Genomic DNA, 24,371 nt, shown 5'->3' with positions numbered 1-24,371 from the left:
CGCCTTTCGTTACAAGGACGCCGCAGTGTCGGCGCGCGTGACAACCGCAGGCAGCTTTTCCGGATTGAGCACGCTGTACACATTGGCGATGCGGCCATCGACCACTTCGATGGTGGTCACCGAATGCAGGCGGTCGCCATGGAAACGCAGGATCGCCGGTTCGCCGTTGACGTAGCCGAGCTGCGCCGGATGCGCTGCGCCGCGGCGGGCGATGGCCCAGAACAGACGGCCGATGCGCTCGGCGCCCAGCAGCGGACGCACCGCCGCAGTAACCACGCCACCGCCATCGGAGACCAGCAGCGCGTTGGCATGCAGCAGCGCCTGGATCGCCTCGCTGTCGCCGCGCTGGGAGGCGTCCATGAAACGCGCCAGCAGTTGCCGGTGCTGGCTGGCGTCGGCGTTGAAGCGTGGCCGCCCCGCCTGCAGGCGCTGCCGGGCACGGTGCACCAGCTGCCGGCAGTTGGCCTCGCTGTGGCCGATCAGATCGGCGATCTCGCGGTAGTCGTGGTCGAAGGCTTCCTTCAGCAGGAAGGCGGCGCGCTCCTCCGGGCCGAGCTGTTCGAGCAGGGTCAGAAAGGCCACCGATACATCATCGGCCAGCGCGTGCAGCTGGGCCGGGTCGGGCGCCGGATCAGGTTCGAGGGTGATCGCCAACGGTTCGGCCAGCCACGGGCCCACGTAGTGCGCGCGCTCACGCTTGGCCGCGCGCAGCCGGTCCAGGCCCAGGCGGGTGGTGGTGGTGACCAGCCAGGCTTCCGGGTCGACGATGGCCGCGGTATCGGCGCCGGACCAGCGCAGCCAGGCGTCCTGCACCACGTCTTCGGCGTCGGTGCGGCTGCCCAGCAGGCGGTAGGCCAGCGCCATCAGGCGCGGGCGGTGGGTATGGAAGGCGGTTTCGGCGTTCATGTGGGCAAGGACGCCGGGGCAGGCGCGGGCGTGACAGAGGGCAGGGTTCAGATCTTGCCGGCCGGCGGCCGGCACTGCCACCCCGCGGCCGAGGGAGGGGGTAAAATGGGCGGATTACCCCCGCCAGCCTTCAGCAAGCGAGCAATCCGTGACATCGATCAAGCAGGAAGACCTCATCCAGTCCGTCGCCGACGCGCTGCAGTACATCTCGTACTACCACCCGGTCGACTACATCAAGAACCTTGCCGCCGCCTACGAGCGCGAGGAGTCGCCGGCAGCGAAGGAGGCGATCGCGCAGATCCTGATCAACTCGCGGATGTGCGCCGAGGGCCACCGGCCGATCTGCCAGGACACCGGCATCGTCACCGTGTTCCTGGAAATCGGCATGGACGTGCGCTGGGATGACGCCACCATGGGCGTGGAAGACATGGCCAACGAGGGCATCCGTCGCGCCTACCTGTACCCGGACAACAAGCTGCGCGCCTCGGTGCTGGCCGATCCGGCCGGCAAGCGCATCAACACCAAGGACAACACCCCGGGTGTGGTCAACGTCAAGGTGGTGCCGGGCAACACCGTCGAGGTGATCGTCGCCGCCAAGGGCGGTGGTTCGGAAGCCAAGACCAAGTTCGCCATGCTCAACCCGTCCGATTCGATCGTCGACTGGGTGCTGAAGACCGTGCCGACCATGGGCGCGGGCTGGTGCCCGCCGGGCATGCTCGGCATCGGCATCGGTGGCACCGCCGAAAAGGCGATGCTGCTGGCCAAGGAAGCGCTGATGGAGCCGATCGACATCACCGAACTGCAGGCCCGCGGTGCGTCCAACCGCATTGAAGAGCTGCGCCTGGAGCTGTACGAGAAGGTCAACGCGCTGGGCATTGGTGCGCAGGGCCTGGGTGGCCTGACCACGGTGCTCGACATCAAGATCAACGACTACCCGACCCACGCGGCCAACCTGCCGGTGGCGATGATTCCGAACTGCGCCGCCACCCGCCACGCGCACTTCACCCTGGACGGCAGCGGCCCGGTGATGCTGGATCCGCCGTCGCTGGAAGACTGGCCGAAGCTGACGTACGACGCTTCCAAGGGCACCCGCGTGGACCTGGACACGATCACGCCGGAAGACGTGGCCAGCTGGAAGCCGGGCCAGACCCTGCTGCTCAACGGCAAGCTGCTGACCGGCCGCGACGCCGCGCACAAGCGCATGGTCGACATGCTCAACAAGGGCGAGCAGCTGCCGGTCGATCTCAAGGGTCGCTTCATCTACTACGTCGGTCCGGTCGATCCGGTGCGCGATGAAGTGGTGGGCCCGGCCGGTCCGACCACCGCCACCCGCATGGACAAGTTCACCGAACAGGTGCTGAGCGAAACCGGCCTGCTGGGCATGGTCGGCAAGGCCGAGCGGGGCCCGGCCGCGATCGAAGCGATCAAGAAGCACAAGTCGGCCTACCTGATGGCCGTCGGTGGTTCGGCCTACCTGGTGTCCAAAGCGATCAAGGCGGCCAAGGTCGTCGGCTTCGCCGACCTGGGCATGGAAGCGATCTACGAGTTCACCGTGGAAGACATGCCGGTGACCGTGGCCGTCGATTCCACCGGCGAGTCGGTGCACAAGACCGGCCCGCGCGAATGGCAGGCCCGCATCGGCAAGATTCCTGTCGTGGTGGAGTGATCGGCGCGGCGTCGTCCATGCCTGTCCGATCGCAGAACGGCGCCCTGGTGGCGCCGTTCGTCGTTTAACGTTTGAACTCGCGCGGCTTTGCTAGGGTGAGCGCGTTGCCATGGAAGGGAAGCCGCTTGTGCGTCAAGCAATACGGATCGTTTTCGCTGCAGTCGCCATTGCGTTGATGGCAGGCTGCGCGCCGCAGTATTACGTGGCGCAACCCACCAGTGAGGCCGGCCGCGTGTGTGCGGCGGGGTGTGCACAGCGGCATCTGCAATGTGCGGGTCAGGCGCGTTCGATGGCCGAAACGGCGCAGCAGAGCTGTCAGGCGGACAAAGCGCGCGTGATCGATACGTGCAGCGATATCGCTGACGAGAAGATGCGGCATCGCTGCGAGGGCGCACGTGGCGCCGGCGCATACTGCGCGACCGCAGCCAACACGCGCGCCTGCGATGCGACCCGGGCCCAGTGTGTACTCGACTGCGGCGGATCGGTGAGCGAAATCCGTTCTTCCGGCAGTCTTCCGGTCTATTGAACAAGGAGTGTCCTGTGAACCTGTTGCGCAGTCTCCCGTTTGTCACTCTGCTGGCTCTTGCCGGATGCAGTACATCGTCCTCGTCGTATGACGGTGGGGGTGGCTTCAGCGCCGGTGCCCAGTGCCAGATGCAATGCCAGGCCAGCTACCGCAGCTGCATGGCCGAAGGCGCGGAGATCGGCAGCCGCCAGTCCAGCTGCGAGCAGCAGGTGGCGCCGACGCCGGACAAACGCTGCAAGGACATCGAGCATCCGGAACTGCGTCGTTCCTGCGAATTGAAGGCGCACGACTGCACGCTGCGGGCGCCGATGATGGGCTGCGGTGAGCGTCGTGATACCTGCATGAGCAGCTGCGGCTGACCACGCCGGCGACAGCGCGCATAATCATCCGTTCCCCGCACAGGACCGGTCATATGCGCACCACCTTGTATGGTTCCACCAGCACCGCCTCGCTGGTGGTGCACTGGCTGCTGATCGAGCTGGGCATCGAGCACGAACTGGTGCTGCTCGATTTCGACACGCGCGAGCACAAATCAGCTGACTATCTGGCGCTCAATCCGGCAGGCAGAGTGCCGACTCTGCTGATCGACGGCCAGGTACTGACCGAGGCGGCCGCGATTGCGCTGTATCTGGCAGATCGTCATCCGCAGGCAGGGTTGTTGCCTGCCGTCGGTGCGCCCGCACGCGGTGAGGCCTATCGTTGGATGTTCTGGTGTGCCAACACCGTGCAGCCGGCGTACCGCGCCTGGTTCTACGCGCATGAAGCGGCGGGTGGCGAGTGCATCGACGGCGTGCGTGCGATGGCGCGCCAGCAGCTGGAAGCGGCGTGGCAGCACGTTGCCACGCACCTGCAGAGCGGCGGCCCCTACCTGCTTGGCGATGCGCCGAGCGTTGTCGATTTCATGCTGGTGATGTTGATGCGCTGGTCGCGCAACATGCCCACGCCCAGCGACCACTGGCCGGTGTTGAAGGCGTATGCGGACCGCCTGAAGGCGCGCCCGGCGTTCGCCGAGGTCTATCGCCGCGAAGGCATCACCGACTGGCGGTAACCCGTTCTGTAGAGCCGAGCCATGCTCGGCTCTACCAAAGCGGGGCGGGTTACAGGATTTCCAGCACCGTTTCCGGTGGCCGGCACAGGCGGGTGCCCTTTGCGCTGCGTACCACCGGGCGGTTGATCAGCCGTGGGTGGGTGGCCATCGCGGCCAGCAGGGCATCGTCGTCGCTTCCCTGCAGGCCCAGCGCGGCGAACTCGGGTTCCTTGCTGCGCACCAGTTCGGTGGCTGCCAGGCCGGATTCGGCCAGCACCTGGCGCAGCGTGGCTACGTCGGGTGGGCTGCCCAGATACTCGATCACCACCGGCTCGAAACCGGCGTCGCAGATCAGCTTGAGCGCCCCGCGCGAGTTGCTGCACGCGGGGTTGTGCCAGATCGTCACCTCCATCAGAACCACTCCAGCAGGGACACGCCCACGCCGACATAGGTTGCCTTGTGGTTGTAGTCGATCAGGCTCTCGCCATAGCCGTCGAAGATCTGCACATGACCGCGCAGCAGGTTGCTGATCGGGAAGCCGTAGTCCAGCTGCAGGGCGCCGTGCGAGCGGTCACCGGTGCGCAGCGAATGACGCGCCATCAACGAGACCTCGTGACCCTTGTGGTTCCAGGTCAGGGTCGCGTCGCCGCGGCCCATGTAGTCCTCGATGTCCGGGTTGTTGTCGTCGCTGCGGGTCTCGGGAATGCGGTACCAGGGACGCAGCACCAGTGCCCAGTTCTCGCGGTCCAGGCCGACATTGAGCATCACCCGGTTCCAGCTGCGCGACAGCGGATCGGCACGACCGTTGGACTGGTGGTTGAGGCTGATGCCGGTCATCCGCCCACGCCAGCCACCGATCGAGTAGCCGTTGCGGAACACCATCATCACTTCCGGCTCGTAGTTGGTCTCGCGGAACGGGCGCGAGTCCTCGCCGTTGTAGGCCTGCCAGCGCGAACTCTGGGTGTAGCCTGCCCAGATGTCGCCGTTGTCGCCGAACAGGTTCTCGACGATCTTGGTCTTGAAGCTGATCTGGAACTTCAGCTCGGCGCTGTCCAGCACCTGCGGGGTGGTCACGCTGTTGGCCGGGTTCGGCGAGTGCGGCATGGTGTTGCGGTCGCTGGTCCAGAAGGCCGGCAGCAGGTACACGGGCTTGTACGCACGCAGCTGGAACGGGCCCAGCTTGGAGTCCTCGGCCAGTTCCCAGCGGCTGTCCAGCAACGAACCGCGGCCGGCATTGGCAAGGGCGCTGTCGGGGGCATCGGAACGGAACAGATCGCCGACGCGTTCGCGCAGTTTTTCCTCGCCCTGGCTTACCCGCGTGGTGTTGCGCTGCTCGCGGCGTGCCTGTGCGGCGGCTTCGGCGGCCGCATCAGCTTCGGCGGTGGCCTGCGGCGTGCGCCCGAACTGGCGGTCGTAGCAGGCCAGGCGTGCGGCATCGGTGGTGATGGCCGCGCAGGCGGCCGGCGAGGCCTCGGCACTGGGCGCGAATTCCTGGGCGGCCAGTGGCGCGCTTGCGAGGGCCAGCGCCAGCGGTGCAAGGCGGGGGAACAACGGAGAGAGGGTCATTGCAGCAGGCCCTTCGGAATGAATGCGGAAAGAGGGACAGTGTGGCGGCTGCATCCGGTAACGGCCAGCCCCACGGGTTTATGCCCGGCGTATGCGTGCGCGCTGCGTGAAGGCCGCCTGCCTCACAGGAACCAGGCGAAGGCGAACAGGCCCAGCATCGCGATCACCAGCGCCAGCTTCAATGCCAGGCCAAGCAGGATGCCAAGCCACGTGGCCAGCCCGACCTTGGTCGAGCGGCCGAGCTCGCGGGTATGCCAGTACTCGCCCAGCAGCGCGCCGAGCAGGGGCCCGGCGAACAGGCCGATCGGCATGAAGAACAGGCCGACGACGCTGCCGATGAACGTGCCCCAGAGCGCTTTGCGGCTGGCGCCCACGCGCTTGGCGCCGACTACGGTCGCCAGCACGTCGACCAGCAGCGACAGCGCGGTCAGTACGCCAAGGATCAGCAGGGTGGGCCAGCCGACATGGACGAAGCCATCTGCCCACGCAGCCAGCACCAGTCCGACGAACACGAGCGGGATGCCCGGCAGGGCTGGCAGGACGATGCCTGCGATGCCGATCAGGACAAAAATGACCGCTAGCAGATACAAGATGAATGAGAGGTCCATGCTGTCCAGTATGGTTGGCTTTTTGGGGTTGACAGTGAAAGGTTTTTACCAGTTGCTTTTTCGTTTTGGTCGGGTTAAGTTGCAGTCGCTGAGCTTGGCAAGGTCACCGTGGATCGTGGCCTGATGAAGCAAGATCGTTCCGATCCGCTGCATCGATGCACCTCGCTTCCCCCTTGCTTGTCAGCCGCCCAACAGGCGTATCCAACAACAAGTAGAGAGTCAAAGGGAGTTAGTGAGATGGCTGATCGCGAGAACGGTACCGTGAAGTGGTTCAATGATGCCAAGGGCTTCGGCTTCATCAGCCGGCAGAATGGCGAGGACGTGTTCGTGCACTTCCGCGCCATCGAGACCCAGGGCTTCAAGAGCCTCAAGGAAGGCCAGGCTGTGAGCTTTGAAGTGGTGCAGGGCCAGAAGGGCCTGCAGGCTGACAAGGTCCAGCCGGCGTAATTCCTGCCGCTTGCCGGCATGAAAAAGGCCCGCGCAAGCGGGCCTTTTTTTGTTGCTCCGGTTCTGATCGGCCGGGGCCCGCTGCGGTTCAGCGCAGGATGACCTTGCCGTTGACCACGCGGACATAGGTGTTTTCGCGGATGCCGCCGAGGTCGCGCTGGTTGACCACGATGGTGCGGCCGTCATCCATGCGCACGCTGATGTCATAGGTATCGCTGGTGACGTTCTTCTGGATCTGGTTGCCCGCCAGTGCGCCACCCACGGCGCCGGCGGCGGCGGCGATGTTCTTGTTGCCGCGGCTGCCGCCGGTGTGGTCGGAGATCTCATGGCCGGCAACCGCGCCGACGATGCCGCCGAGGATCGCGCCGGTGGCGGAAGGCGCGGTACGGCCAGACTGCACGGCATTGATGCGGGTGACGATGCCGCAGTCGGCGCAGCGGCCCTGGTTGTAACCGGAATTGTTGCCGTAGCCGCCGTTGTTGTAGCCGCTGTTGTTGTAACCACCACCGCCATAGCCCGGCGAGGTGGCACAGCCGGCCAGGGCGAGGGTTGCGATGACACTGGCGGCGATGAGCTGGATCTTCATGGGGCGTCTCCTGGCCGTGAAGGCGGGTGCGTTGGGTGGTACTGCGTCATGCAGCAGGGTGAGCGAATCCTCCTCTTTCCAACGTGAACAAGGCGCCAACCACACTGGCCTTCGCCCTCTCGAAGATGAATCAGCGGAAATCCTGGTGACAAGCCTGGCAATCGTTCTGCAGTGCCTGCAGCTGCTGCGCCAACGCGGTGCAGTCGGTGGGAGGGCTGGCCAATGCCGCATTGAGATCGGCCCGGTACTGGCTGGCGTGCTGCTGGAACTGCCGGCTGTCCTTCAGCCCGGGAAAGGCCAGGTCCAGGTCGTTGGACAGCAGGCGCAGCACCTGCAGGCGCGGGACGCTGTCGGCCAGGCTGCAGCGGTTCTGCTGCTGCGCCTGCTGCAGCAGATCCGCCTGTCGCTGCATCACCTGCATCAGGCTGTCCGGGAATGGATCGCGGCGCGCCTGCAGGGCACGGCCGACCATCACCGTGGCAATCAGGCCGATCAGCAGGCCCAGGCCGAGTACGAACAGATAGCGGTAGGCGGCGGATGGGCGGCGGGGTGGGCTGGCACTCATGGCGGGCGCTCCGGGCGTGCAACGGTGGGTTCGGTGTCGGCGAGCAGTCGTCAGGGCATCTGCAGGCTAAAATAGCCTGATGAACGAACAGGTCAAACAACGCTTCGCCGGCATCGAACGGCTGTATGGCGTCGGCGCGCTCGAGCGCCTGCAGGGCAGCCGTGTCGCCGTGGTCGGCATGGGCGGTGTCGGCTCGTGGGTGGTGGAGGCGCTGGCGCGCTCCGCGGTTGGCCATCTGGCCCTGATCGATGCCGATGACATCTGCGTATCCAACACCAACCGGCAGCTGCCGGCGCTGGAGGGCAATTACGGGCGCAACAAGGCCGAGGCGATGGCCGAGCGCTGCCGGGCGATCAATCCGCAGATCGAGGTCGACGCCGTGCAGGCATTCCTGACCCCGGCCAACATGGCCGAACTGCTGGACCGCGGTTTCGACCTGGTGATCGATGCCTGTGACAGCTTCCGGGTGAAGGTGGAAACCATCGCCTGGTGCCGCCGCCGCAAGTTGCCGTTGTTGACCGTCGGCGCGGCCGGCGGCCGTACCGATCCGACGTTGGTGCGCATCCGCGATGTCTCGCGCACCGAGCATGACGCGATGCTGGCGCTGATCCGCAAGAAGCTGCGCAGCGAATTCAACTTCCCGAAGAATGCCAAGCGCTATTTCGGCGTGCCGGCGGTGTATTCGCTGGAGAACGTGAAGTATCCGCAAGCCGACGGCAGCGTCTGTGGCCTGCGGCCGAACCTGGGCGCGGATGCGGCCCTGAAGCTGGATTGCGGCGCCGGACTGGGCGCAGCCACGCACATCACCGGCGCGTTCGCATTTGCCGCGGTGGGCAAGGCGCTGGAAATGCTGCTGGAGCCGAAGAAGGTGAAAGCCGAAGCGGTTGAGGCAGAGGCCGGGGTGTGATCGGGTAGTGCCGGCCGCTGGCCGGTATCTGCGCTGATTCAAACGGTCCGGGGGGCCCGGCCAGCGGCCGGCACTACCGTTACGGTGCCGGCAGGCTGAACAGCCGCCGCGCGTTGTCCGTGGTGGCCCGCGCCACGTCTTCCATGTCCATTCCGCGCAGCGCGGCGATGTGGCGGGCGATGACCGCCAGCCGCGCCGGCTCGTTGCGCTGGCCACGGATACCTGCGTCGGGCTGGTCCGGTGCATCGGTCTCCAGCAGCAACTGCTGCAGTGGCATCTCGCGGACAAGCCGCTGCAGGCGCTGCGCGCGCTCGTAGGTCAGTGGTCCGCCCAGGCCGAGCAGGAATCCCAGTTTGTGCAGCTGTGCGGCCTGTTCCGGGCTGCCGGAAAAGCTGTGCACCACCCCGCGCAGGCCACCGATGCGGCGGATCGCGGCGATCACCGCATCCACTGCACGGCGGGCATGCACGATCACCGGCAGATCGAACTCGCGTGCCAACTTCAGCTGGCCGAGGAAATAGTCCTGCTGGGCCTCGGCGTCCAGGCCCTCGACGAAGAAATCCAGTCCGCATTCGCCGATCGCGCAGGGTCGCTCCTGGTCGATCCATTCACGCAGTTGCGGCAGGTGTTCAGGCCGGTGCTGGTCCAGGAACATCGGGTGCAGGCCATAGGCGGGGTAGAGGCCCGTCGCCCGCTTGCAGACCGCGCGCAGCTTTGGCCAGCTGGCCGCAGTGACGGCCGGCACCACCTGCCACTGCACGCCGGCAGCGCGTGCGCGGTAGATGACCGCCTCGCGGTCGCCGTCGAATTCGCTGGCATCCAGATGGCAGTGGCTGTCGACCAGCAGGTTCAACGCTGCTCCAGCGGCGGTGGCGTGGCTGCGCTGCGGCTCTTCCAGTTGGCCAGCAGCAGGGTGCCCAGGCCCAGCATCAGTTCGTCGACGAACGGAATCGGGTCGGGAATGAGCAGGGTCAGCGCGAACAGACCGGCGGTCAGCTTGAACAGGGTGGGGTAGCGCAGCCGGCGCGCCCATTGCAGGACCGGCAGCAGCATCGGGTTGGCCATCACAGGGTCCTCCTGGGGGAATGTGCAAACGCTACCACGGGCCCAGCATTTCCCGATGCTGAATGGGTTACGGCGGTGAGCAGGAAATGTGGAGATTCCGTTCAGGCACCGCATGCTGCAATCTGGCCTGAGAACGTTGCGGACGGTCCGCAAGGAGCAGGTCATGAAAAGCACAACTACAACTGTCCTGGTCGCAGCGGGCGCGCTGCTGGTCGGTGGTATCGCAACCGCCGCCTTCATGAAGAGTGGCGACAAGTCGCCTGAGCAGCTCAGCGCCGGAAACCCGAGTGAATCGCGCCTGGTCGATGGCAATGCCACCGACGACGGCGCACGTGGCGACGCAGTGGATGCCAGTGCGCCGCGTGGCCTGGAATACGCCGATGTGCTGAAGGTCGATCCGATCACCGAGAAGCAGAAGGCCTATGCCACCGTGATCGGCACCGATCCGGTACGCGAGACGTCCACTACCCAGACCCCGCATGAGGTCTGTCAGGACGTGGTGGTGCAGGAGCGCCTGCCCGAGCGTGATGGCAACGTCGGCGGCACCGTGGTTGGTGCCGTGGTCGGTGGCCTGCTGGGCAACCAGGTGGGCGGCGGCAATGGCAAGAAGGCGGCAACTGCCGCCGGTGCCGTGGCCGGTGGCTTCATCGGCAACCAGGTCGACAAGCGCCATGTGGGTGGCCGCGTGGTCAACCGCACCGAGCGTCAGTGCCACACCGAAACGGCGACTTCCGAGTCGAGCCGTGTCACCGGCTACAACGTCACCTATCGCAATGAAGACGGCACCACCGGCACCATGCGCATGGGCAGCAAGCCGGGCAACCGCATCGCCATGGGTACCAGCGATGTGGTCAAGGGCTACAACGTGACCTATCGCTACGACGGCACCGAGAAGACCGTGCGCATGGACAACAAGCCGGCCAGCGATCGCCTGCCGGTGGTGGATGGGCAGCTGGTCACCCAGACCGCCGCCGCTGCGGATTCGACGGCCAACCGCCAGTAATCCCCAGCTACGACGCAGCATCGAACAGGCCGGCGTTTGCCGGCCTGTTTTTTTTGCATGGGTGGGGTGCATCCACGGGTGGCGTGGATCTACCATGGCCCCATGAGCATCTTCGACCTGCGCATCGAAACCGAACGCCTGATCCTGCGCCCGCCACAGCGGCAGGACTACGCACCCTATCTGGCGTTCTGTGCCGATGAAGAGGTGATGCGCACGCTGGGCGGCGTGCAGTCACCTTCGGTGGCATGGCGTGGCTTCTGCAGCCTGGCCGGGGCGTGGCAGCTGTTCGGCTTCTCGATGTTCAGCGTGATCGAGAAATCGAGCGGCGAATGGATCGGTCGCATGGGACCGTGGCAGCCGCAGGACTGGCCCGGTACCGAGGTCGGCTGGAGCATCCGCCGTGCCAGCTGGGGCAGGGGCTACGCACCGGAGGCGGCGATCGCAGCCATCGATTGGGCGTTCGATACGCTGGGCTGGGACGAGGTGATCCACACCATCGCCGAAGACAACGAGAACTCGAAAGTGGTTGCGCGCAAGCTCGGCAGTACGCTGCTGCGCATGGGGCAGTTGCCACCGCCCTATGAAGGCAAGCCGCTGGAAATCTGGGGGCAATCGCGCGAGCAATGGCAACAGCGCCGTTCGCCGTTGTAGAGCCGAGCCGATGCTCGGCTGCATTTGTCGAGCAGCAGCCGAGCATCGGCTCGGCATCTACAGGATGCATCGCCCGCCATGCTGCACCCGCGCTTGGCAATCGCCTGGCTGCTTGCCAGACTGCGGGCAGCCGGCTGCAGGCCGGGACCTCCCTGGAGCAGGCAATGGTGGAAGAGCGCATTCCGTTGACGGTGCATGGCATGTCGGTCTCGGGCAACTGCCACAAGGTGCGCCTGCTGCTGGAACAGCTGGGCAGCCGCTACCGCTGGGTGGAGGTGGACAGTGCCCACGGCCAGACCCATAGCGCGGAATTTCTCGCTCTCAACCCCAATGCCAAGGTGCCGTTGATCGTGCGCGACGACGGCCGCGTGCTGACCGAATCCAATGCGATCCTGTTCTGGCTGGCCGAGGGCACGCCGTATCTTCCGGCCGACGGTTGGCAGCGTGCGCAGGCATTGAGCTGGATGTTCTTCGAGCAGTACACGCATGAACCCTGCGTGGCGGTGGCACGCTTCATCCGCGGTTGGACACCGGCCGACTCGCCACGCCGTGCTGAACTGCCGCGCCTGCAGGAGCGCGCTGCCAGCGCGCTGGCGGTGATGGAACAGCATCTGCGGCAGGCGCAGTGGTTCACCGGCGATGACTACGGTATCGCCGATATCGCCCTGTTCGCCTATTCCGATGTCGCTGCCGACGGTGGCATCGCGCTGGATGCATTCCCGCAGGTGCGGGCCTGGTTGCAGCGGGTGCGCGCGCAGCCTCGCTTCGTGCCCATGCCCGCGGTGACCGCCGAGGTGCGCGCGCGGTTCAACGCACCGGATTGATTCCCCTGCAGCGCCGGGCGTGCTCGACCCGTGCAGAGGGTCGCGCAGGCCCGGCGCCACGGTTCGCAACAACGGCACGGAGGGTGTTCGATGTTCGCTGTGGTTCCAGATCCCATTCCCGCACGCATGCGCGGTCTCAACCGCGCCGAAGTCTGTGACGTCAATTTCCTTGAGGCCGTACGCGCCTGGCGCGGCATGCCGCGACCGCGTCCGGCGCCGGATGCGCCGATCCTGCCCGGCAGCACCCTGACGGCCGCCGCGTTCGGCGAACTGTTTGAATCGCAGCTGCTCAGCCGCCAGCTGGACCTGATGGCGCGCGTACTGCGCGTGCAGAACAAGGTCTTCTACACCATCGGCTCGTCCGGTCATGAGGGCAACGCGCTGCTTGCGCGCGCCTGCCGCCACACCGATCCCGCCTTCCTGCATTATCGTTCCGGCGCGTTCATGGCCGAACGCGCCCGGCTGGTGCCAGGCATGGACCCCGTGCGCGACGCCGCGCTGTCTTTCGCCGCCAGTGCCGACGATCCGGCCAGTGGCGGCCGTCACAAAGTGTGGGGCAGCAAGCCGCTGTGGGTGCTGCCGCAGACCTCGACCATCGCATCGCACCTGCCCAAGGCGCTCGGTACCGCGCTGGCGATCGAAAGTGGCAGGCGCCTGAGCCAGCCGCTGCCGATTCCGGCTGACAGCATCGTGATGTGCTCCTTCGGCGATGCCTCGGCCAACCATGCCACCGCGCAGACTGCGTTCAATACCGCGATGTGGTCGGCGTATCAGAAGCTGCCGGTGCCGATCCTGTTCGTGTGCGAGGACAACGGCCTCGGCATTTCGGTGAAGACGCCCGAGGGTTGGATCGCCGAGCGCTTCAGCCGGCAACCGGGCCTGGACTATTTCTTCGCCGATGGCCTGGACCTGGCGGCCGGACACGCACAGGTGCAGGCGGCGGTCGAACATTGCCGGCGCATGCGTCGGCCCACTTTCCTGCACCTGCGCACCACGCGGTTGATGGGCCACGCCGGTACCGACTTCGAAGTGGAATGGCGTGCATTGGCCGAGCTGTGCGCGGCCGAGGCGCAGGACCCGCTGCTGCGCTCGGCGCAGATCGCACTGGAATCGGGCTGGATGGATGCGGCAGGCGTCGAGGCCGCCTATGAAACCCTGCGCGCGCGCTGCATGGCCGCTGCCATCGATGCCGATACGCGTCCGAAGCTGCAGACATTGCAGGAAGTGATCACGCCGTTGGCGCCCTATACGCCGGCAGCGGTACAGGCCGAGGCCGAGCGCGTGGCGCCCGTCGAGGCCCGGCAGGTGCTGTACGGCGGCGCCGACGCGCTGCCCGAACGGCAACCGCCGCGGCACCTGGCGATCCAGATCAACCACGGGCTGCAGGAACTGCTGGGCAAGTATCCGCAGGCGCTGCTGTTTGGCGAGGACGTCGCGCAGAAAGGCGGCGTCTACACGGTGACGCGCGACCTGCTGCGCCGCTTCGGCCCGCGCCGGGTGTTCAACACGCTGCTGGACGAGACCATGATCCTGGGCATGGCCCAGGGTCTGGCCAACATGGGCATGTTGCCGATTCCGGAAATCCAGTACCTGGCCTACCTGCACAACGCCATCGACCAGCTGCGCGGCGAGGCCTGCTCGCTTCAGTTCTTCTCCAACGACCAGTTCCGCAACCCGATGCTGGTGCGGGTGGCCGGGCTGGGCTACCAGAAGGGGTTCGGCGGCCATTTCCACAACGACAATTCGATCACGGCGCTGCGTGACATTCCGGGGCTGGTGGTGGGCTGCCCGTCGCGTGGCGATGATGCGGTGATGATGCTGCGTACATTGGCGGCATTGGCCCGCGTGGATGGCCGGGTAGCGGTATTCCTGGAACCGATCGCCCTGTACATGACCAAGGATCTGCACGCGGCCGGCGATGGCCAGTGGTTGTTCGACTACCCCGCACCCGGGCAGGCATTGGTGCTGGGCGAGGGCAGGGTGTACGCGCCGGATGCCAGCGATCTGGTGGTCTTCACCTACGGCAACGGGGTGCCGATGGCGCTGCGCGCAGCGACTGCAATCGAGCAGCAGCTGGGCTGGCAGGTGCGGGTGGTCGACCTGCGCTGGCTGGTGCCGTTGAATGCCGCCTTCATCGGCGCCCAGGCCGCCACCGCGCAACGGGTGCTGGTGCTGGACGAGGGGCGGCAGAGCGGGGGCGTCGGCGAGGGCGTGATCACCGCGCTGGTCGAGGCCGGCCATGGCCACCTGCCGGTGCGCCGGGTCTGCGGTGCCGATACCTATACGCCGCTGGCGGGGGCAGCAATGTTCGGGCTTCCAAGCGACAATGCGGTGATTGGCGCCGCCCTCGACCTGGCGCAGGAACCCTGATGCATGTGTGGATTGGCGGGTATGTTGTTGCCGGCGGCACAGACGCCGGCCGAGGTCCTGCAGGCGCAGGCGCTGGCCATGGGCCAGGCGCTGCACCATCGCGGGCCGGATGACGGCGGTACCTGGGTCGATGCCGCCGCCGGCATCGCCCTGGCCCACCGGCGCCTGAGCATCCTTGATCTTTCACCGCTGGGCCACCAGCCGATGGCCTCGGCCGACGGCCGCTATGTGATGGCCTACAACGGCGAGGTCTACAACTTCGCCGCCCTGCGCGCCGAACTGGAACCGCTGGGCCATGCGTTCCGCGGCCATTCCGATACCGAGGTGCTGCTGGCCGCGATCCTGCAGTGGGGCGTCGAGGACACCCTGCAGCGTGCCAACGGCATGTTCGCCATCGCCCTGTGGGACCGCCAGGAACAGTGCCTGTGGCTGGCCCGCGACCGGGTCGGCAAGAAGCCGCTGTACTACGGCTGGGCCGGTGATGCGCTGGTGTTCGGTTCCGAGCTGAAGGCGCTGTGGCAGCATCCGGATTTCGACAACGATATCGACCGCGATGCGCTGACGCTGCTGCTGCGGCTGGACTACATCCCCGCGCCGCACAGCATCCACCAGCGCTGCTACAAGCTGATGCCCGGCCGCGTGCTGCGGCTGGACGCGGCGGCGGTGGCGGCAGGGGCCAGCGCACATCGCCCAGAGCAGGCACAGCGTCCGTACTGGGACGCGCGCGCGCGCATGCAGGCTGCACTGGCCGCACCGTTCCAGGGCCGCATCGAGGAGGCCGAGGAGCAGCTGGATGGCCTGCTGCGCGATGCGGTGGCGCTGCGCATGGTGGCCGATGTGCCGGTGGGCGTGTTCCTGTCCGGCGGCACCGATTCGTCACTGGTGGCGGCGCTGATGCAGGCGCAGAGCGGGCAGCCGGTGCACAGCTTCAGCATCGGCTTCAGCGGCTCCCACCACGACGAGGCACCGTTGGCCAGGGAACTGGCCACCCACCTGGGCTGCGATCACACCGAACTGTATGTCAGCGGCGCTGACGCGCTGGCAGTGGTGCCGCAGCTGCCAGCGATGTTCGATGAACCTTTTGCCGATGCCTCGCAGGTGCCGACCGCGCTGGTCGCCCGCCTCGCCCGGCAGGGTGTGACCGTTGCGTTGTCTGGTGATGGTGGCGATGAACTGTTTTTCGGCTACACCCGCTATGTACGCGCGCTGCGCAACTGGCAGATGCTGGGACGGGTGCCCGCGCCGCTGCGGCGCTGGATGGGCGCGCGTGCGCACCAGCAGGGCGAGGCATCGCGCACCGGCGGGTTGGCCGCGTTGCTGGCCGAAACCGGCGCACGTGGTATCGGCGATGTATATCGCAACCGCATCTCGCGATGGCGTGATCCGGCGGCGGCGGTGATCGGTGCACGCGAGGCGGGCAGCTTCTACGATCTGGCCGATCCGCTGCATGGTGCCGGCACGCCGGCCGACGCGATGATGCTGGCCGACTTCGTCAGCTATCTGCCCGACGACCTGCTGTGCAAGGTCGACCGCACCTCGATGGCGGTCAGCCTTGAGGCGCGCGCGCCCTTGCTGGACTGGCGCGTGGCCGAGTTCGCGTGGTCGCTGCCGCTGGGCTTCAAGCGCAGTGAATCGACCAGCAAGGTGCTGCTCAAGCGCGTGTTGGGGCGGTATGTGCCGCAGTCGATGGTGCACCGGCCCAAGCGTGGCTTCGGCGCGCCGGTCAGTGATTGGCTGAAGGGCGATCTGAAACCCTGGGCGGACGAACTGCTGCAGCCGGCGCGGCTGGAACGTGAAGGGGTGTTGTCGGCCGCGGCCGTGCAGCCGCTGTGGCAGCAGTTCCTGGGTGGCCAGCGCAAGTGGCACACGCACCTGTGGAACGTGCTGATGTTCCAGGCCTGGCAGGACCATTGGCGGCAGGTGCGCGCAGGCGTCCGGCGCGGCTGATCTTCACCGGTGGGGAAGGGCGCGGCCGCTAGGCTGGCTCTTCCCCACCGTGAGGAGTATGTCCTGATGTCCGTCCCCACCATTGCTGTTTTCGTCGGCAGCCTGCGCAAGGACTCGTGCAACCGCAAGCTGGCGCACGCGCTGGAGAAGCTGGCCGGCGACAAGGCGCGCTTCCAGTATGTGCAGATCGGCGACCTGCCGCTGTACGACCAGGATTTCGACGCCAGCTACCCGGCGCAGGGCACGCGCCTGAAAGACCAGGTGCGCGCCGCCGACGCCGTGCTGTTCGTTACCCCCGAGTACAACCGTTCCGTGCCCGGCGTGCTGAAGAATGCGATCGACATCGGCTCGCGCCCCTACGGCGACAGCGCCTTCGCCGGCAAGCCAGCGGCGGTGATCGGCGCCTCCATCGGCCAGATCGGCACGGCGGTGGCCCAGCAGCACCTGCGCAACAGCCTGGCCTTCCTGGACATGCACGTGCTTGGCCAGCCCGAGGCGTTCATCCACTTCAAGGATGGCCTGATCGATGCCGACGGCACGATCCACAATGAAGGCACGCAGACCTTCCTGCAGGGCTACGTGGACCGGTTCCTGGCGCTGATCGCGGTGCATGCCAAGGGCGATTGAGACCTCCGGGATCGGAGCTCTCAGCGCCGCAGAGGGATCCGACCCCAGCCACGCCCTGGATCGGATCCCGGCGCGCAGCGACGGGCTCTGACCACACTTCCAGCTGAGTGGGCAGGCAGGAACTCCGACCCTGGCTGACTGATCTGCGATAATGATCCACTCGGGCGTCGCAACGACGCCCGTCGCAGGCAATGCGACGCCCCCCGCGCCAGTCTGGACAGGCTCAGGCGGATATCCCCCGTTCTTCCACGGCTTATCCACAGATTTGTCCATGGCCGCCGGGGTCGGCGCATGCCTACACTGGTCTGGCCCCTTTTGCAGGAAACACCGCAGCATGTCCGCCCGTTCCGGCTTCCGTTCCAACCGCAGAGAGCGCGGCGATGGCTTCGATCGCGATCGCGATGAATCGCGTATCGACCAGTTGCGCGTGCCGCCGCACTCGGTGGAGGCCGAACAGGCGGTGCTGGGCGGCCTGATGCTGGCACCGGACGCCTACGACCGGGTCAACGACCAGCTGACCGAGGGTGACTTCTACCGCCGCGACCACCAGATGATCTATCGGGCGATCCGCGAGCTGTCCGAGCGCGAACGCCCCTTCGATGCGGTGACCCTGGGCGAGTGGTTCGAATCGCAGGGCAAGATGGAGCTGGTGGGCGATGGCGCCTATCTGATCGAACTGGCCAGCACCACGCCGTCGGCGGCCAACATCGTGGCCTATGCCGAGATCGTGCGCGACAAGGCGGTGCTGCGGCAGCTGATCCAGGTCGGCACCGACATCGTCAACGATGGTTTCCAGCCCGAGGGCCGCGACAGCAGCGAGCTGCTGTCCGCTGCGGAAAAGAGCGTGTTCGCCATCGCCGAACAGGGCGCGCGCGGTCGTACCGACTTCGTGGCCATGCCCGGTGCGTTGAAGGACGCGTTCGAAGAGCTGCGCAACCGCTTCGAGAATGGCGGCAACATCACCGGCCTGCCGACCGGCTACACCGATTTCGATGCGATGACCGCCGGCCTGCAGCCGACCGACCTGATCATCCTTGCTGCGCGTCCTGCGATGGGCAAGACCACCTTCGCCCTGAACATCGCCGAGTACGCGGCGATCAAGTCGAAGAAGGGCGTGGCGGTGTTCTCGATGGAAATGTCCGCATCGCAGCTGGCGATGCGCCTGATCTCCTCCAACGGCCGCATCAACGCGCAGCGCCTGCGTACCGGCCAGCTGGAGGACGAGGACTGGAGCCGGGTGACCGGTGCGATCAAGATGCTGAAGGAAACCAAGATCTTCATCGACGATACGCCGGGCGTGTCGCCGGAGATCCTGCGTTCCAAGTGCCGCCGCCTCAAGCGCGAGCACGACCTGGGCCTGATCGTGATCGACTACCTGCAGCTGATGAGCGTGCCGGGCAACAGCGAAAACCGCGCGACCGAAATCTCCGAGATCTCGCGTTCGCTGAAGGGCCTGGCCAAGGAACTGCACGTGCCGGTCATCGCACTGTCCCAGCTCAACCGCTCGCTGGAAACACGTACCGACAAGCGCCCGGTGATGGCCGACCTTCGCGAATCGGGCGCAATCGAGCAGGATGCGGACATGATCGTCTTCATCTACCGCGACGATTACTACAACAAGGAAAATTCGCCGGACAAGGGCCTGGCCGAGATCATCATCGGCAAGCACCGTGGTGGCCCCACCGGCTCGTGCAAGCTGAAGTTCTTCGGCGAATACACCCGTTTCGACAACCTGGCCCACGACTCGGTCGGTTCGTTCGAATAGCGGATGATTCCGGCGCGCCCTGTAGAGCCAAGCCCACGCTCGGCTCTTTTCGTTCGGGCGCGCAACCTCATATTCTCCGTCCGGATCGCCAAAAATCCGTACGTGGCGTGTAAATGACATGTAACGCAACGCTTCTACGATTCCGCCGCTGCTGCTCTTTTGACGCCGCCCTTCGGCGTCCAGCGCGCCCAAGGAATCCCCATGTCTTGCCATGCTCCGCTTCGCCGCAATCTGCTGGCCCTGCTGGTCTGTGCTTCGCTGCCTTCGATGGCCGCCGCTGAAACCGCTCCTGCCGTCGACGCACAGTCGGCCACTACCCTGGATTCGGTCTCGGTGATCGGCCGGGGCGAGGCGCGCCAGGTCCAGCGCGTGACCGCCGAAGACATGAAGGTGCTGCCACCCGGCGCCAACCCGCTGAAGCTGCTGGCCAGCAAGCCGGGCGTGCATTTCGAATCAGCCGATGCCACCGGTGCCTACGAGTGGTCCACCAGCATCAGCCTGCGCGGCTTCAACCAGAACCGTCTGGGCTACACGCTCGATGGCATCCCGCTGGGCAACATGAGCTATGGCAACAGCAACGGCCTGCATATCAGCCGCTCGGTGATCAGCGAGAACCTGGGCGGTGCCGAGGTCTCCACCGGCATCGGCGCGCTGGGCACGCCGTCGACCAGCAACCTGGGCGGCGTGTTCCAGTTCTATTCGATCGATCCCTCCACCGAATACGGTGTAGTGCTGGCGCAGAGCCTGGGCAGTGACAGCGCACGCCGCAGCTATGCCCGCCTGGAGACCGGCGAACACCAGGGCTTCGCCGCCTACCTGTCCGGTGCGTATTCGGAGAGCGACAAGTGGAAGGGCAAGGGCTCGCACGAACTCAAGCAGTTCAACGGCAAGGCGACCTACAACTTCGGCGTCGACAGCCGCATCACCGCGCTGTTCAACGCCTCGCGCCGGGTTGAAGCCGATTACCAGGACCTGTCGCTGGAGATGATTGATCGCCTGGGCTGGAACTGGGACAACTACGCGCCGGACTGGAACCGTGCCCTGGCCGCTGCGCGAGGCCAGTACAGCGGTGGCGTCAACAGCCCGTGGGATGCGTACTACTCGGGTCACGGCCTGCGCAACGATGATGTCTCCAGCATCGCCGGTGACTTCGGCCTAAACGAGACGATGCGCCTGAAGGTCAATGTCTACAACCACAGCAACCGCGGCCAGGGCCACTGGTTCAGCCCGTCCAATCCGTCCAACCCGGGCACCAGCCGCGAGATTCCGATCTCGATCCGCACCACCGAATATGCGATCGACCGCACCGGCGTGACCTCGGCATTCACCTGGAACGTGGCGGGCCATGAGCTGGAAGCAGGTCTCTGGTACGAAGACAACGGCCACAGCGTGCAGCGCAACTTCTACTACATCGATGGGCCGATCACCGACGACTTCTTCCTGCGCAATCCGGACCAGCGCGTGTGGCACCAGCGCTACACCACCATCACCCGTCAGTTCTACCTGCAGGACCGCTTCCGCCTGTTCGATGACCGCCTGACCATCGACATCGGCGCCAAGTCGCCCAACACCCGCACCAGCGTGCGCACGCCGCTGGGCAGCTATGCCAGCAACAGCAGCCTGACCGCGAAGAAGGGGCTGCTGCCACAGGCCGGCTTCAACTTCAAGCTGGACGAGCGCAATGAGATCTTCGGTTCCTATGCGAAGAACATCGCGGCCTATGCACTGGGCGTGGGCAGCCCGTTCAACGTACCGCAGGCCGCATTCGATGCCAGTGCGAAGGACCTGAAGCCGGAACAGTCGCGCACCATCGAACTGGGCTGGCGCGGCTACGGCCAGGGCTATGAAGCCTCGGTCGCGGTGTACGACGTCAAGTTCGACAACCGCCTGCTGGCCATCGCCCAGTGCGTCGGCATCCTGGGTTGCCCGGCGCTGTATTCCAACGTGGGTTCGGTGACCAGCCGCGGTGCCGAGGCGACCCTGCAGCTGAAGCCGATGCGCGACCTGAGCTGGTCCAACGCGCTGTCGTGGAATGACAGCACCTACGACAACGACTACGTCAACAACGGCGTGGTGCCGACCCGCGGCAAGAAGACGGTCGACACGCCGGAATGGATGTTCGCCAGCACCCTGGCGTGGACGCCGGGCCCGTGGGACCTGCGCCTGGCCGCCAACCACGTCGGCAAGCGCTACGTGACCTACACCAATGACGTCTCGGTGCCGAGCTACTGGCTGATCAATGCGTCGGTGGCCTATGACATGGGCAAGCTCGGCCCGGCGCAGAACCTGACCCTGGCGCTGAACCTGACCAACCTGGCCGACAAGCAGTACCTGGCGACCATCAACACCAACGGCACCTACGCCGCTGATCCGACCCGCAGCCTGGCGACCATGCAGGTCGGTGCGCCGCGGCAGGTGATGGCCACTGCGACCGTGCGCTTCTGATGAAGCGCATCGCCGATCCGGAAACCCGCCGTCGTCTGCTGCGCCTGGCCTGGCAGGGGACCGGAGCGGCGATCGCACTGGCGGCCATGCCCGGCGTCGCCGCCACCGGTCCGCGGCCGCGACTGGGGCGCGATCCGTTCACCCTCGGCATCGCCGCAGGTGATCCGGATCCGCAGGGCGCGGTGCTGTGGACGCGTCTTGCACCGGATCCCCTCAACGGCGGTGGCATGCCGTCGCGCGCGATCCCGGTGCGCTGGTTCGTTGCCGAAGATCCGGCGATGCGGCGGCTGGTGCAGCGTGGCGTGGCGGCGGCCGTAACGGAGCTGGCCCATTCGGTGCACGTGGAAGTGACCGGCCTGCGTCCAGGCCGCGATTACTACTATCGATTCGCCTGCGACGGCGGCGAGGAGAGTCCGGTCGGGCATTTCCGCACCGCGCCGCTGCCGGACGCGCAGCTGCAGCAGCTGCGGCTGGCGCTGTGCACCTGCCAGGCCTGGAACAGCGGCTACTACCCGGTACTGGCGGATATCGCCCGCAGCGATGTCGATCTGGTGCTGCATGCCGGTGACTACCTGTACGAATACAGCCCGCTGCAGAACGCGCGTGGCAGCACCCTGGATGCTCAGCGCTTCAGCGGTGAAACGCTCAGCCTGGAGCGTTATCGCGACCAGTACGCGCTGTACAAGCTCGATCCGGACCTGCAGGCCGCGCACGCCGCGCACGCCTTCGCGGTGATCTGGGACGACCACGAAGTGCAGAACGACTATTCCGGCATCCATCCGGAAAAGAGCGACGTACCGACCGAGGACTTCATCGTCCGTCGCGCCGCGGCGTATCGCGCGTTCTACGAACACCTGCCGATGCGCAGCACGCCGGCCGGCAACGGTGGCCTGCGCGTGCACCGCCGCCTGCGCTACGGCGACCTGGCCCAGCTGACGTTGCTGGACTGCCGTCAGTTCCGTCCGGCCAATCCCTGTGGCGTCGGCGAATCGGCGCGCTGCGAGGCGGCGCTGGACCCGCGCATGAGCATGCTCGGGGTGGGGCAGGAGGCCTGGTTCGCGCAGTCGATGGCGGCTGCGGCGGGAACGCGCTGGAACGTGGTGGTGCAGCAGCTGCTGATGGCGCAGTTGCGGTTGGAGCAGGGCACGCCGCGCGAACGTTTCTGGAACGACGCCTGGGATGGCTACCCGGCCGCCCGCAAGCGCCTGCTGCAGGCGATGCAGGCCGGTGGGCAGGGCAACGCCATCGTACTGGGCGGCGACTGGCACTCCACGTTCGTCAATGACCTGAAGCTGGATTTCGATGCCGCAGACGCGCCGGTGATCGCCACCGAGTTCATCGCCCCGGCGATCAGCAGCGGTGGCGATGACACCCCGTATGGCCCGTATTACGGCCCGTCGATCCCCCAGAATCCGCACATCCGGTACTTCGATGGCGACCGGCGTGGCTGGTGGAAGCTGCAGTTGAACCGGCAGACCGTGGATGCGGAACTGCGCTTCACCGACAGCGTGCTGCGGCGCGATGCGGACGTTCGCACGGCCGCCCGGTTCCAGGTGAGCCACGGCCGTCCGGCGGCCAGGGCGTGGGCTTCGCGCCGAGCCCACGCTCGGCTGCTCTTCGTGGCGATCGCAGAAAACCCGCGCTGCGCGCGACAGCCGAGCAGGGGCTCGGCGCTACAACGGCGCTGGATCGGTTTCATCGCCTCCAGCCGGGTTTCATCGCAAACCGTTTGCCCGGGCCGGGGCAGGGCGCCAAGGTGATGGCAGGCGGCGGGGTGCCGCCGAGGGAGCCTGTGATGAAGACCTTGTTCGCGCTCGGTGTGTGGTGCCTGTTGTTCGTGCTGTGCTGGCCGTTGGCGATCCTCGCCTTGATCGCCTGGCCGTTCGTATGGCTGCTGAGCCTGCCGTTCCGGTTGGTCGGCATCACGTTCTCGGCGCTGTTCGCCTTCCTGCGCGCGCTGTTCATGCTGCCCGCACGCCTGCTCGGCGGTGGCCGCGGCGCGGTGACGGCATGAGGCCGCTGCCCATCGCGATGCTGGCGCTGCTGATGGCGGCGCCGGCCTGGGCCAGGCAACCGCCGTCGGCCTACCTTGAGCGTCAGCACCCTGCCGGCAAGACGGAAGCCAAGGCGACCGACAAGGACGCCGGCAAGGAGAGCTGCCGGGTGGTGAAGGAATGGAAGGTGGGTGAGGTGATCGCTCAGCACCGTATCTGTGACGATCCGCCGAAGCCGGACACTACGGACCGGGAAACTGCACCGCCGCAGCGTTGATGCGCGACCTGCGATGGGTGCAGGCAGTCCCGGCACGCGACAGGACCCGGACGACGCACGACTCAGCCCGAGGGCGGTCGGCTAACAGCCAGCGACCGGACCAGCTCTTCGCCGGTCGCGGCGATTTCGAAATCCACGCCGTCGAAGGTTACGGAATTGCCGTTTGCCAGCGCGTATCTCGGCAGGCCTTCGGCCAGGCGTGCGCCGGGAAGAATCGTCGCGTCGAACTGCGGCCAGAACTTGAACACCAACACCCTGCGGCCATCTTCGCCGCGGGTCTCGATTCGTTCGTTTTCCATGGATATCTCCACTGTCTGAGCAGCCCCACGAGCAGGTGCGGGAGCACCACCTGTCGCGCATCCGTGGCTTGGCGATGCAACGCGACCTCAGCGGTGAGCCTACCGCACTGGAGGTCGACGCCCGTGTGAGGGCGGTGGACGCTCGCCTGCCGCGCGCCGAGTGCCAAGGGTCTCCCACCCTTGTTCTGCAGTCACCGAGAAACAAAAAACCCCGCCGAGGCGGGGTTTCCAGTATCCGGGGGTGGGGGGCCGTGGGGCGCCCCAACCCCAGGGGCCGCTGGCGCGGGGGTGAGCGCGCGG

At 66.5% G+C, this 24,371-nt stretch carries 26 protein-coding genes; 17 read left to right on the top strand and 9 right to left on the bottom strand.

Annotated features, from left to right (window positions below; translation table 11 throughout):
- Positions 1-9 precede the first annotated feature (9 nt).
- Entirely contained in the window at positions 10-906 is an 897-nt protein-coding gene (locus AC13GI_RS05685; protein WP_482995763.1) for an RNA polymerase sigma-70 factor, read from the bottom strand.
- Positions 907-1,054: 148 nt separating this feature from the next.
- Between AC13GI_RS05685 and AC13GI_RS05680 the strand changes: the two genes are divergently transcribed.
- The 4 genes from AC13GI_RS05680 to AC13GI_RS05665 all read left to right on the top strand — a co-directional run bounded on the left by AC13GI_RS05680 (position 1,055) and on the right by AC13GI_RS05665 (position 4,146).
- On the top strand, positions 1,055-2,572 hold the full coding sequence (locus tag AC13GI_RS05680; protein ID WP_099821151.1) for a fumarate hydratase: 1,518 nt from the start codon (positions 1,055-1,057) through the stop codon (positions 2,570-2,572).
- Between the two features lie 109 nt (positions 2,573-2,681).
- Positions 2,682-3,098: a hypothetical protein gene (locus AC13GI_RS05675; protein WP_482995762.1), complete on the top strand. Its 417-nt coding sequence runs from the start codon at positions 2,682-2,684 to the stop codon at positions 3,096-3,098.
- Positions 3,099-3,112: 14 nt separating this feature from the next.
- The gene (locus tag AC13GI_RS05670; RefSeq protein ID WP_482995761.1) at positions 3,113-3,457 is read left to right on the top strand and encodes a hypothetical protein; all 345 of its coding nucleotides are present in this window, start codon (positions 3,113-3,115) and stop codon (positions 3,455-3,457) included.
- 53 nt (positions 3,458-3,510) lie between these two features.
- The gene (locus AC13GI_RS05665; protein ID WP_099821148.1) at positions 3,511-4,146 is read left to right on the top strand and encodes a glutathione S-transferase family protein; all 636 of its coding nucleotides are present in this window, start codon (positions 3,511-3,513) and stop codon (positions 4,144-4,146) included.
- A 49-nt stretch (positions 4,147-4,195) separates the two neighbouring features.
- On the opposite strand, the gene arsC is transcribed toward AC13GI_RS05665, so the two are convergent.
- From arsC to AC13GI_RS05650, 3 genes are all read right to left on the bottom strand, one after another.
- Entirely contained in the window at positions 4,196-4,537 is a 342-nt protein-coding gene (gene arsC, locus AC13GI_RS05660) for an arsenate reductase (glutaredoxin) (protein WP_482995760.1), read from the bottom strand.
- The gene (locus AC13GI_RS05655; RefSeq protein WP_482995759.1) at positions 4,537-5,691 is read right to left on the bottom strand and encodes a phospholipase A; all 1,155 of its coding nucleotides are present in this window, start codon (positions 5,689-5,691) and stop codon (positions 4,537-4,539) included. Before AC13GI_RS05655 ends, arsC begins: the two co-directional genes overlap by 1 nt.
- A gap of 122 nt (positions 5,692-5,813) precedes the next feature.
- Complete coding sequence (locus AC13GI_RS05650) at positions 5,814-6,299, bottom strand: DUF456 domain-containing protein (RefSeq protein WP_482995758.1); 486 nt, start codon at positions 6,297-6,299, stop codon at positions 5,814-5,816.
- Between the two features lie 237 nt (positions 6,300-6,536).
- Between AC13GI_RS05650 and AC13GI_RS05645 the strand changes: the two genes are divergently transcribed.
- The gene (locus AC13GI_RS05645) at positions 6,537-6,746 is read left to right on the top strand and encodes a cold-shock protein (protein WP_025876765.1); all 210 of its coding nucleotides are present in this window, start codon (positions 6,537-6,539) and stop codon (positions 6,744-6,746) included.
- Between the two features lie 88 nt (positions 6,747-6,834).
- Here AC13GI_RS05645 and AC13GI_RS05640 read toward each other — a convergent pair whose 3' ends face one another.
- The gene (locus AC13GI_RS05640) at positions 6,835-7,332 is read right to left on the bottom strand and encodes a glycine zipper 2TM domain-containing protein (RefSeq protein WP_099821144.1); all 498 of its coding nucleotides are present in this window, start codon (positions 7,330-7,332) and stop codon (positions 6,835-6,837) included.
- Positions 7,333-7,462: 130 nt separating this feature from the next.
- Positions 7,463-7,897, bottom strand: a complete 435-nt coding sequence (locus AC13GI_RS05635; RefSeq protein WP_099821143.1) for a cytochrome c — start codon at positions 7,895-7,897, stop codon at positions 7,463-7,465.
- A 79-nt stretch (positions 7,898-7,976) separates the two neighbouring features.
- Between AC13GI_RS05635 and AC13GI_RS05630 the strand changes: the two genes are divergently transcribed.
- Positions 7,977-8,804, top strand: coding sequence for a tRNA threonylcarbamoyladenosine dehydratase (locus tag AC13GI_RS05630; RefSeq protein ID WP_089236156.1), 828 nt, complete (start codon positions 7,977-7,979; stop codon positions 8,802-8,804).
- Between the two features lie 79 nt (positions 8,805-8,883).
- Here the strand turns inward: AC13GI_RS05630 and AC13GI_RS05625 are convergent, their stop codons facing one another.
- Together AC13GI_RS05625 and AC13GI_RS05620 are read right to left on the bottom strand one after the other, a co-directional pair.
- Positions 8,884-9,657, bottom strand: a complete 774-nt coding sequence (locus AC13GI_RS05625) for a TatD family hydrolase (RefSeq protein ID WP_482995757.1) — start codon at positions 9,655-9,657, stop codon at positions 8,884-8,886.
- Positions 9,654-9,869: a DUF6116 family protein gene (locus tag AC13GI_RS05620; protein WP_380654734.1), complete on the bottom strand. Its 216-nt coding sequence runs from the start codon at positions 9,867-9,869 to the stop codon at positions 9,654-9,656. Before AC13GI_RS05620 ends, AC13GI_RS05625 begins: the two co-directional genes overlap by 4 nt.
- A 163-nt stretch (positions 9,870-10,032) precedes the next feature.
- Between AC13GI_RS05620 and AC13GI_RS05615 the strand changes: the two genes are divergently transcribed.
- The 11 genes from AC13GI_RS05615 (at position 10,033) to AC13GI_RS05565 (ending at position 23,772) form a co-directional block, all read left to right on the top strand.
- A complete protein-coding gene (locus tag AC13GI_RS05615; RefSeq protein ID WP_099821140.1) occupies positions 10,033-10,872 on the top strand; it encodes a glycine zipper 2TM domain-containing protein in 840 nt (279 codons plus the stop codon).
- Positions 10,873-10,974: 102 nt separating this feature from the next.
- The gene (locus tag AC13GI_RS05610; RefSeq protein ID WP_482995756.1) at positions 10,975-11,523 is read left to right on the top strand and encodes a GNAT family N-acetyltransferase; all 549 of its coding nucleotides are present in this window, start codon (positions 10,975-10,977) and stop codon (positions 11,521-11,523) included.
- Positions 11,524-11,687: 164 nt separating this feature from the next.
- A complete protein-coding gene (locus AC13GI_RS05605; RefSeq protein WP_180166437.1) occupies positions 11,688-12,347 on the top strand; it encodes a glutathione S-transferase family protein in 660 nt (219 codons plus the stop codon).
- A 90-nt stretch (positions 12,348-12,437) separates the two neighbouring features.
- Positions 12,438-14,717, top strand: a complete 2,280-nt coding sequence (locus AC13GI_RS05600; protein WP_482995755.1) for a thiamine pyrophosphate-dependent enzyme — start codon at positions 12,438-12,440, stop codon at positions 14,715-14,717.
- A gap of 3 nt (positions 14,718-14,720) precedes the next feature.
- Complete coding sequence (gene asnB, locus AC13GI_RS05595) at positions 14,721-16,664, top strand: asparagine synthase (glutamine-hydrolyzing) (protein ID WP_482995754.1); 1,944 nt, start codon at positions 14,721-14,723, stop codon at positions 16,662-16,664.
- Positions 16,665-16,730: 66 nt separating this feature from the next.
- Entirely contained in the window at positions 16,731-17,291 is a 561-nt protein-coding gene (locus AC13GI_RS05590; protein ID WP_380654724.1) for an NADPH-dependent FMN reductase, read from the top strand.
- A gap of 334 nt (positions 17,292-17,625) precedes the next feature.
- Positions 17,626-19,056 carry a replicative DNA helicase gene (locus tag AC13GI_RS05585; protein ID WP_099821134.1) on the top strand — a complete coding sequence of 477 codons (1,431 nt, stop codon included), beginning with the start codon at positions 17,626-17,628 and terminating at the stop codon, positions 19,054-19,056.
- A gap of 201 nt (positions 19,057-19,257) precedes the next feature.
- Positions 19,258-21,501, top strand: a complete 2,244-nt coding sequence (locus tag AC13GI_RS05580; protein ID WP_482995753.1) for a TonB-dependent receptor — start codon at positions 19,258-19,260, stop codon at positions 21,499-21,501.
- The gene (locus AC13GI_RS05575) at positions 21,501-23,261 is read left to right on the top strand and encodes an alkaline phosphatase D family protein (RefSeq protein WP_482995752.1); all 1,761 of its coding nucleotides are present in this window, start codon (positions 21,501-21,503) and stop codon (positions 23,259-23,261) included. Before AC13GI_RS05580 ends, AC13GI_RS05575 begins: the two co-directional genes overlap by 1 nt.
- 35 nt (positions 23,262-23,296) lie before the next feature.
- Positions 23,297-23,515 (top strand): hypothetical protein, encoded by a 219-nt coding sequence (locus AC13GI_RS05570; RefSeq protein ID WP_099821131.1) that lies wholly within the window; start codon positions 23,297-23,299, stop codon positions 23,513-23,515.
- The gene (locus tag AC13GI_RS05565) at positions 23,512-23,772 is read left to right on the top strand and encodes a hypothetical protein (RefSeq protein ID WP_099821130.1); all 261 of its coding nucleotides are present in this window, start codon (positions 23,512-23,514) and stop codon (positions 23,770-23,772) included. The genes AC13GI_RS05570 and AC13GI_RS05565 overlap by 4 nt, the downstream gene beginning before the upstream one ends.
- A 62-nt stretch (positions 23,773-23,834) precedes the next feature.
- On the opposite strand, the gene AC13GI_RS05560 is transcribed toward AC13GI_RS05565, so the two are convergent.
- Complete coding sequence (locus AC13GI_RS05560) at positions 23,835-24,071, bottom strand: hypothetical protein (RefSeq protein WP_099821129.1); 237 nt, start codon at positions 24,069-24,071, stop codon at positions 23,835-23,837.
- Positions 24,072-24,371: the final 300 nt, after the last annotated feature.

The organism is Stenotrophomonas sp. 82F1, assembly GCF_056861525.1.
This window is presented reverse-complemented; position numbering and strand designations above follow the sequence as displayed.

Excerpts from the sequence above, each read along its gene's own strand:
- asnB (WP_482995754.1), top strand. The coding sequence starts at position 14,721 with ATGTGTGGATTGGCGGGTATGTTGTTGCCGGCGGCACAGACGCCGGCC.
- AC13GI_RS05630 (WP_089236156.1), top strand. The coding sequence starts at position 7,977 with ATGAACGAACAGGTCAAACAACGCTTCGCCGGCATCGAACGGCTGTAT.
- AC13GI_RS05565 (WP_099821130.1), top strand. The coding sequence starts at position 23,512 with ATGAGGCCGCTGCCCATCGCGATGCTGGCGCTGCTGATGGCGGCGCCG.
- AC13GI_RS05590 (WP_380654724.1), top strand. The coding sequence starts at position 16,731 with ATGTCCGTCCCCACCATTGCTGTTTTCGTCGGCAGCCTGCGCAAGGAC.
- arsC (WP_482995760.1), bottom strand. The coding sequence starts at position 4,537 with ATGGAGGTGACGATCTGGCACAACCCCGCGTGCAGCAACTCGCGCGGG.
- AC13GI_RS05645 (WP_025876765.1), top strand. The coding sequence starts at position 6,537 with ATGGCTGATCGCGAGAACGGTACCGTGAAGTGGTTCAATGATGCCAAG.
- AC13GI_RS05685 (WP_482995763.1), bottom strand. The coding sequence starts at position 906 with ATGAACGCCGAAACCGCCTTCCATACCCACCGCCCGCGCCTGATGGCG.
- AC13GI_RS05605 (WP_180166437.1), top strand. The coding sequence starts at position 11,688 with ATGGTGGAAGAGCGCATTCCGTTGACGGTGCATGGCATGTCGGTCTCG.
- AC13GI_RS05575 (WP_482995752.1), top strand. The coding sequence starts at position 21,501 with ATGAAGCGCATCGCCGATCCGGAAACCCGCCGTCGTCTGCTGCGCCTG.
- AC13GI_RS05585 (WP_099821134.1), top strand. The coding sequence starts at position 17,626 with ATGTCCGCCCGTTCCGGCTTCCGTTCCAACCGCAGAGAGCGCGGCGAT.
- AC13GI_RS05640 (WP_099821144.1), bottom strand. The coding sequence starts at position 7,332 with ATGAAGATCCAGCTCATCGCCGCCAGTGTCATCGCAACCCTCGCCCTG.
- AC13GI_RS05580 (WP_482995753.1), top strand. The coding sequence starts at position 19,258 with ATGTCTTGCCATGCTCCGCTTCGCCGCAATCTGCTGGCCCTGCTGGTC.
- AC13GI_RS05675 (WP_482995762.1), top strand. The coding sequence starts at position 2,682 with ATGGAAGGGAAGCCGCTTGTGCGTCAAGCAATACGGATCGTTTTCGCT.
- AC13GI_RS05560 (WP_099821129.1), bottom strand. The coding sequence starts at position 24,071 with ATGGAAAACGAACGAATCGAGACCCGCGGCGAAGATGGCCGCAGGGTG.
- AC13GI_RS05615 (WP_099821140.1), top strand. The coding sequence starts at position 10,033 with ATGAAAAGCACAACTACAACTGTCCTGGTCGCAGCGGGCGCGCTGCTG.
- AC13GI_RS05650 (WP_482995758.1), bottom strand. The coding sequence starts at position 6,299 with ATGGACCTCTCATTCATCTTGTATCTGCTAGCGGTCATTTTTGTCCTG.
- AC13GI_RS05635 (WP_099821143.1), bottom strand. The coding sequence starts at position 7,897 with ATGAGTGCCAGCCCACCCCGCCGCCCATCCGCCGCCTACCGCTATCTG.
- AC13GI_RS05665 (WP_099821148.1), top strand. The coding sequence starts at position 3,511 with ATGCGCACCACCTTGTATGGTTCCACCAGCACCGCCTCGCTGGTGGTG.
- AC13GI_RS05600 (WP_482995755.1), top strand. The coding sequence starts at position 12,438 with ATGTTCGCTGTGGTTCCAGATCCCATTCCCGCACGCATGCGCGGTCTC.
- AC13GI_RS05610 (WP_482995756.1), top strand. The coding sequence starts at position 10,975 with ATGAGCATCTTCGACCTGCGCATCGAAACCGAACGCCTGATCCTGCGC.
- AC13GI_RS05570 (WP_099821131.1), top strand. The coding sequence starts at position 23,297 with ATGAAGACCTTGTTCGCGCTCGGTGTGTGGTGCCTGTTGTTCGTGCTG.
- AC13GI_RS05620 (WP_380654734.1), bottom strand. The coding sequence starts at position 9,869 with ATGGCCAACCCGATGCTGCTGCCGGTCCTGCAATGGGCGCGCCGGCTG.
- AC13GI_RS05655 (WP_482995759.1), bottom strand. The coding sequence starts at position 5,691 with ATGACCCTCTCTCCGTTGTTCCCCCGCCTTGCACCGCTGGCGCTGGCC.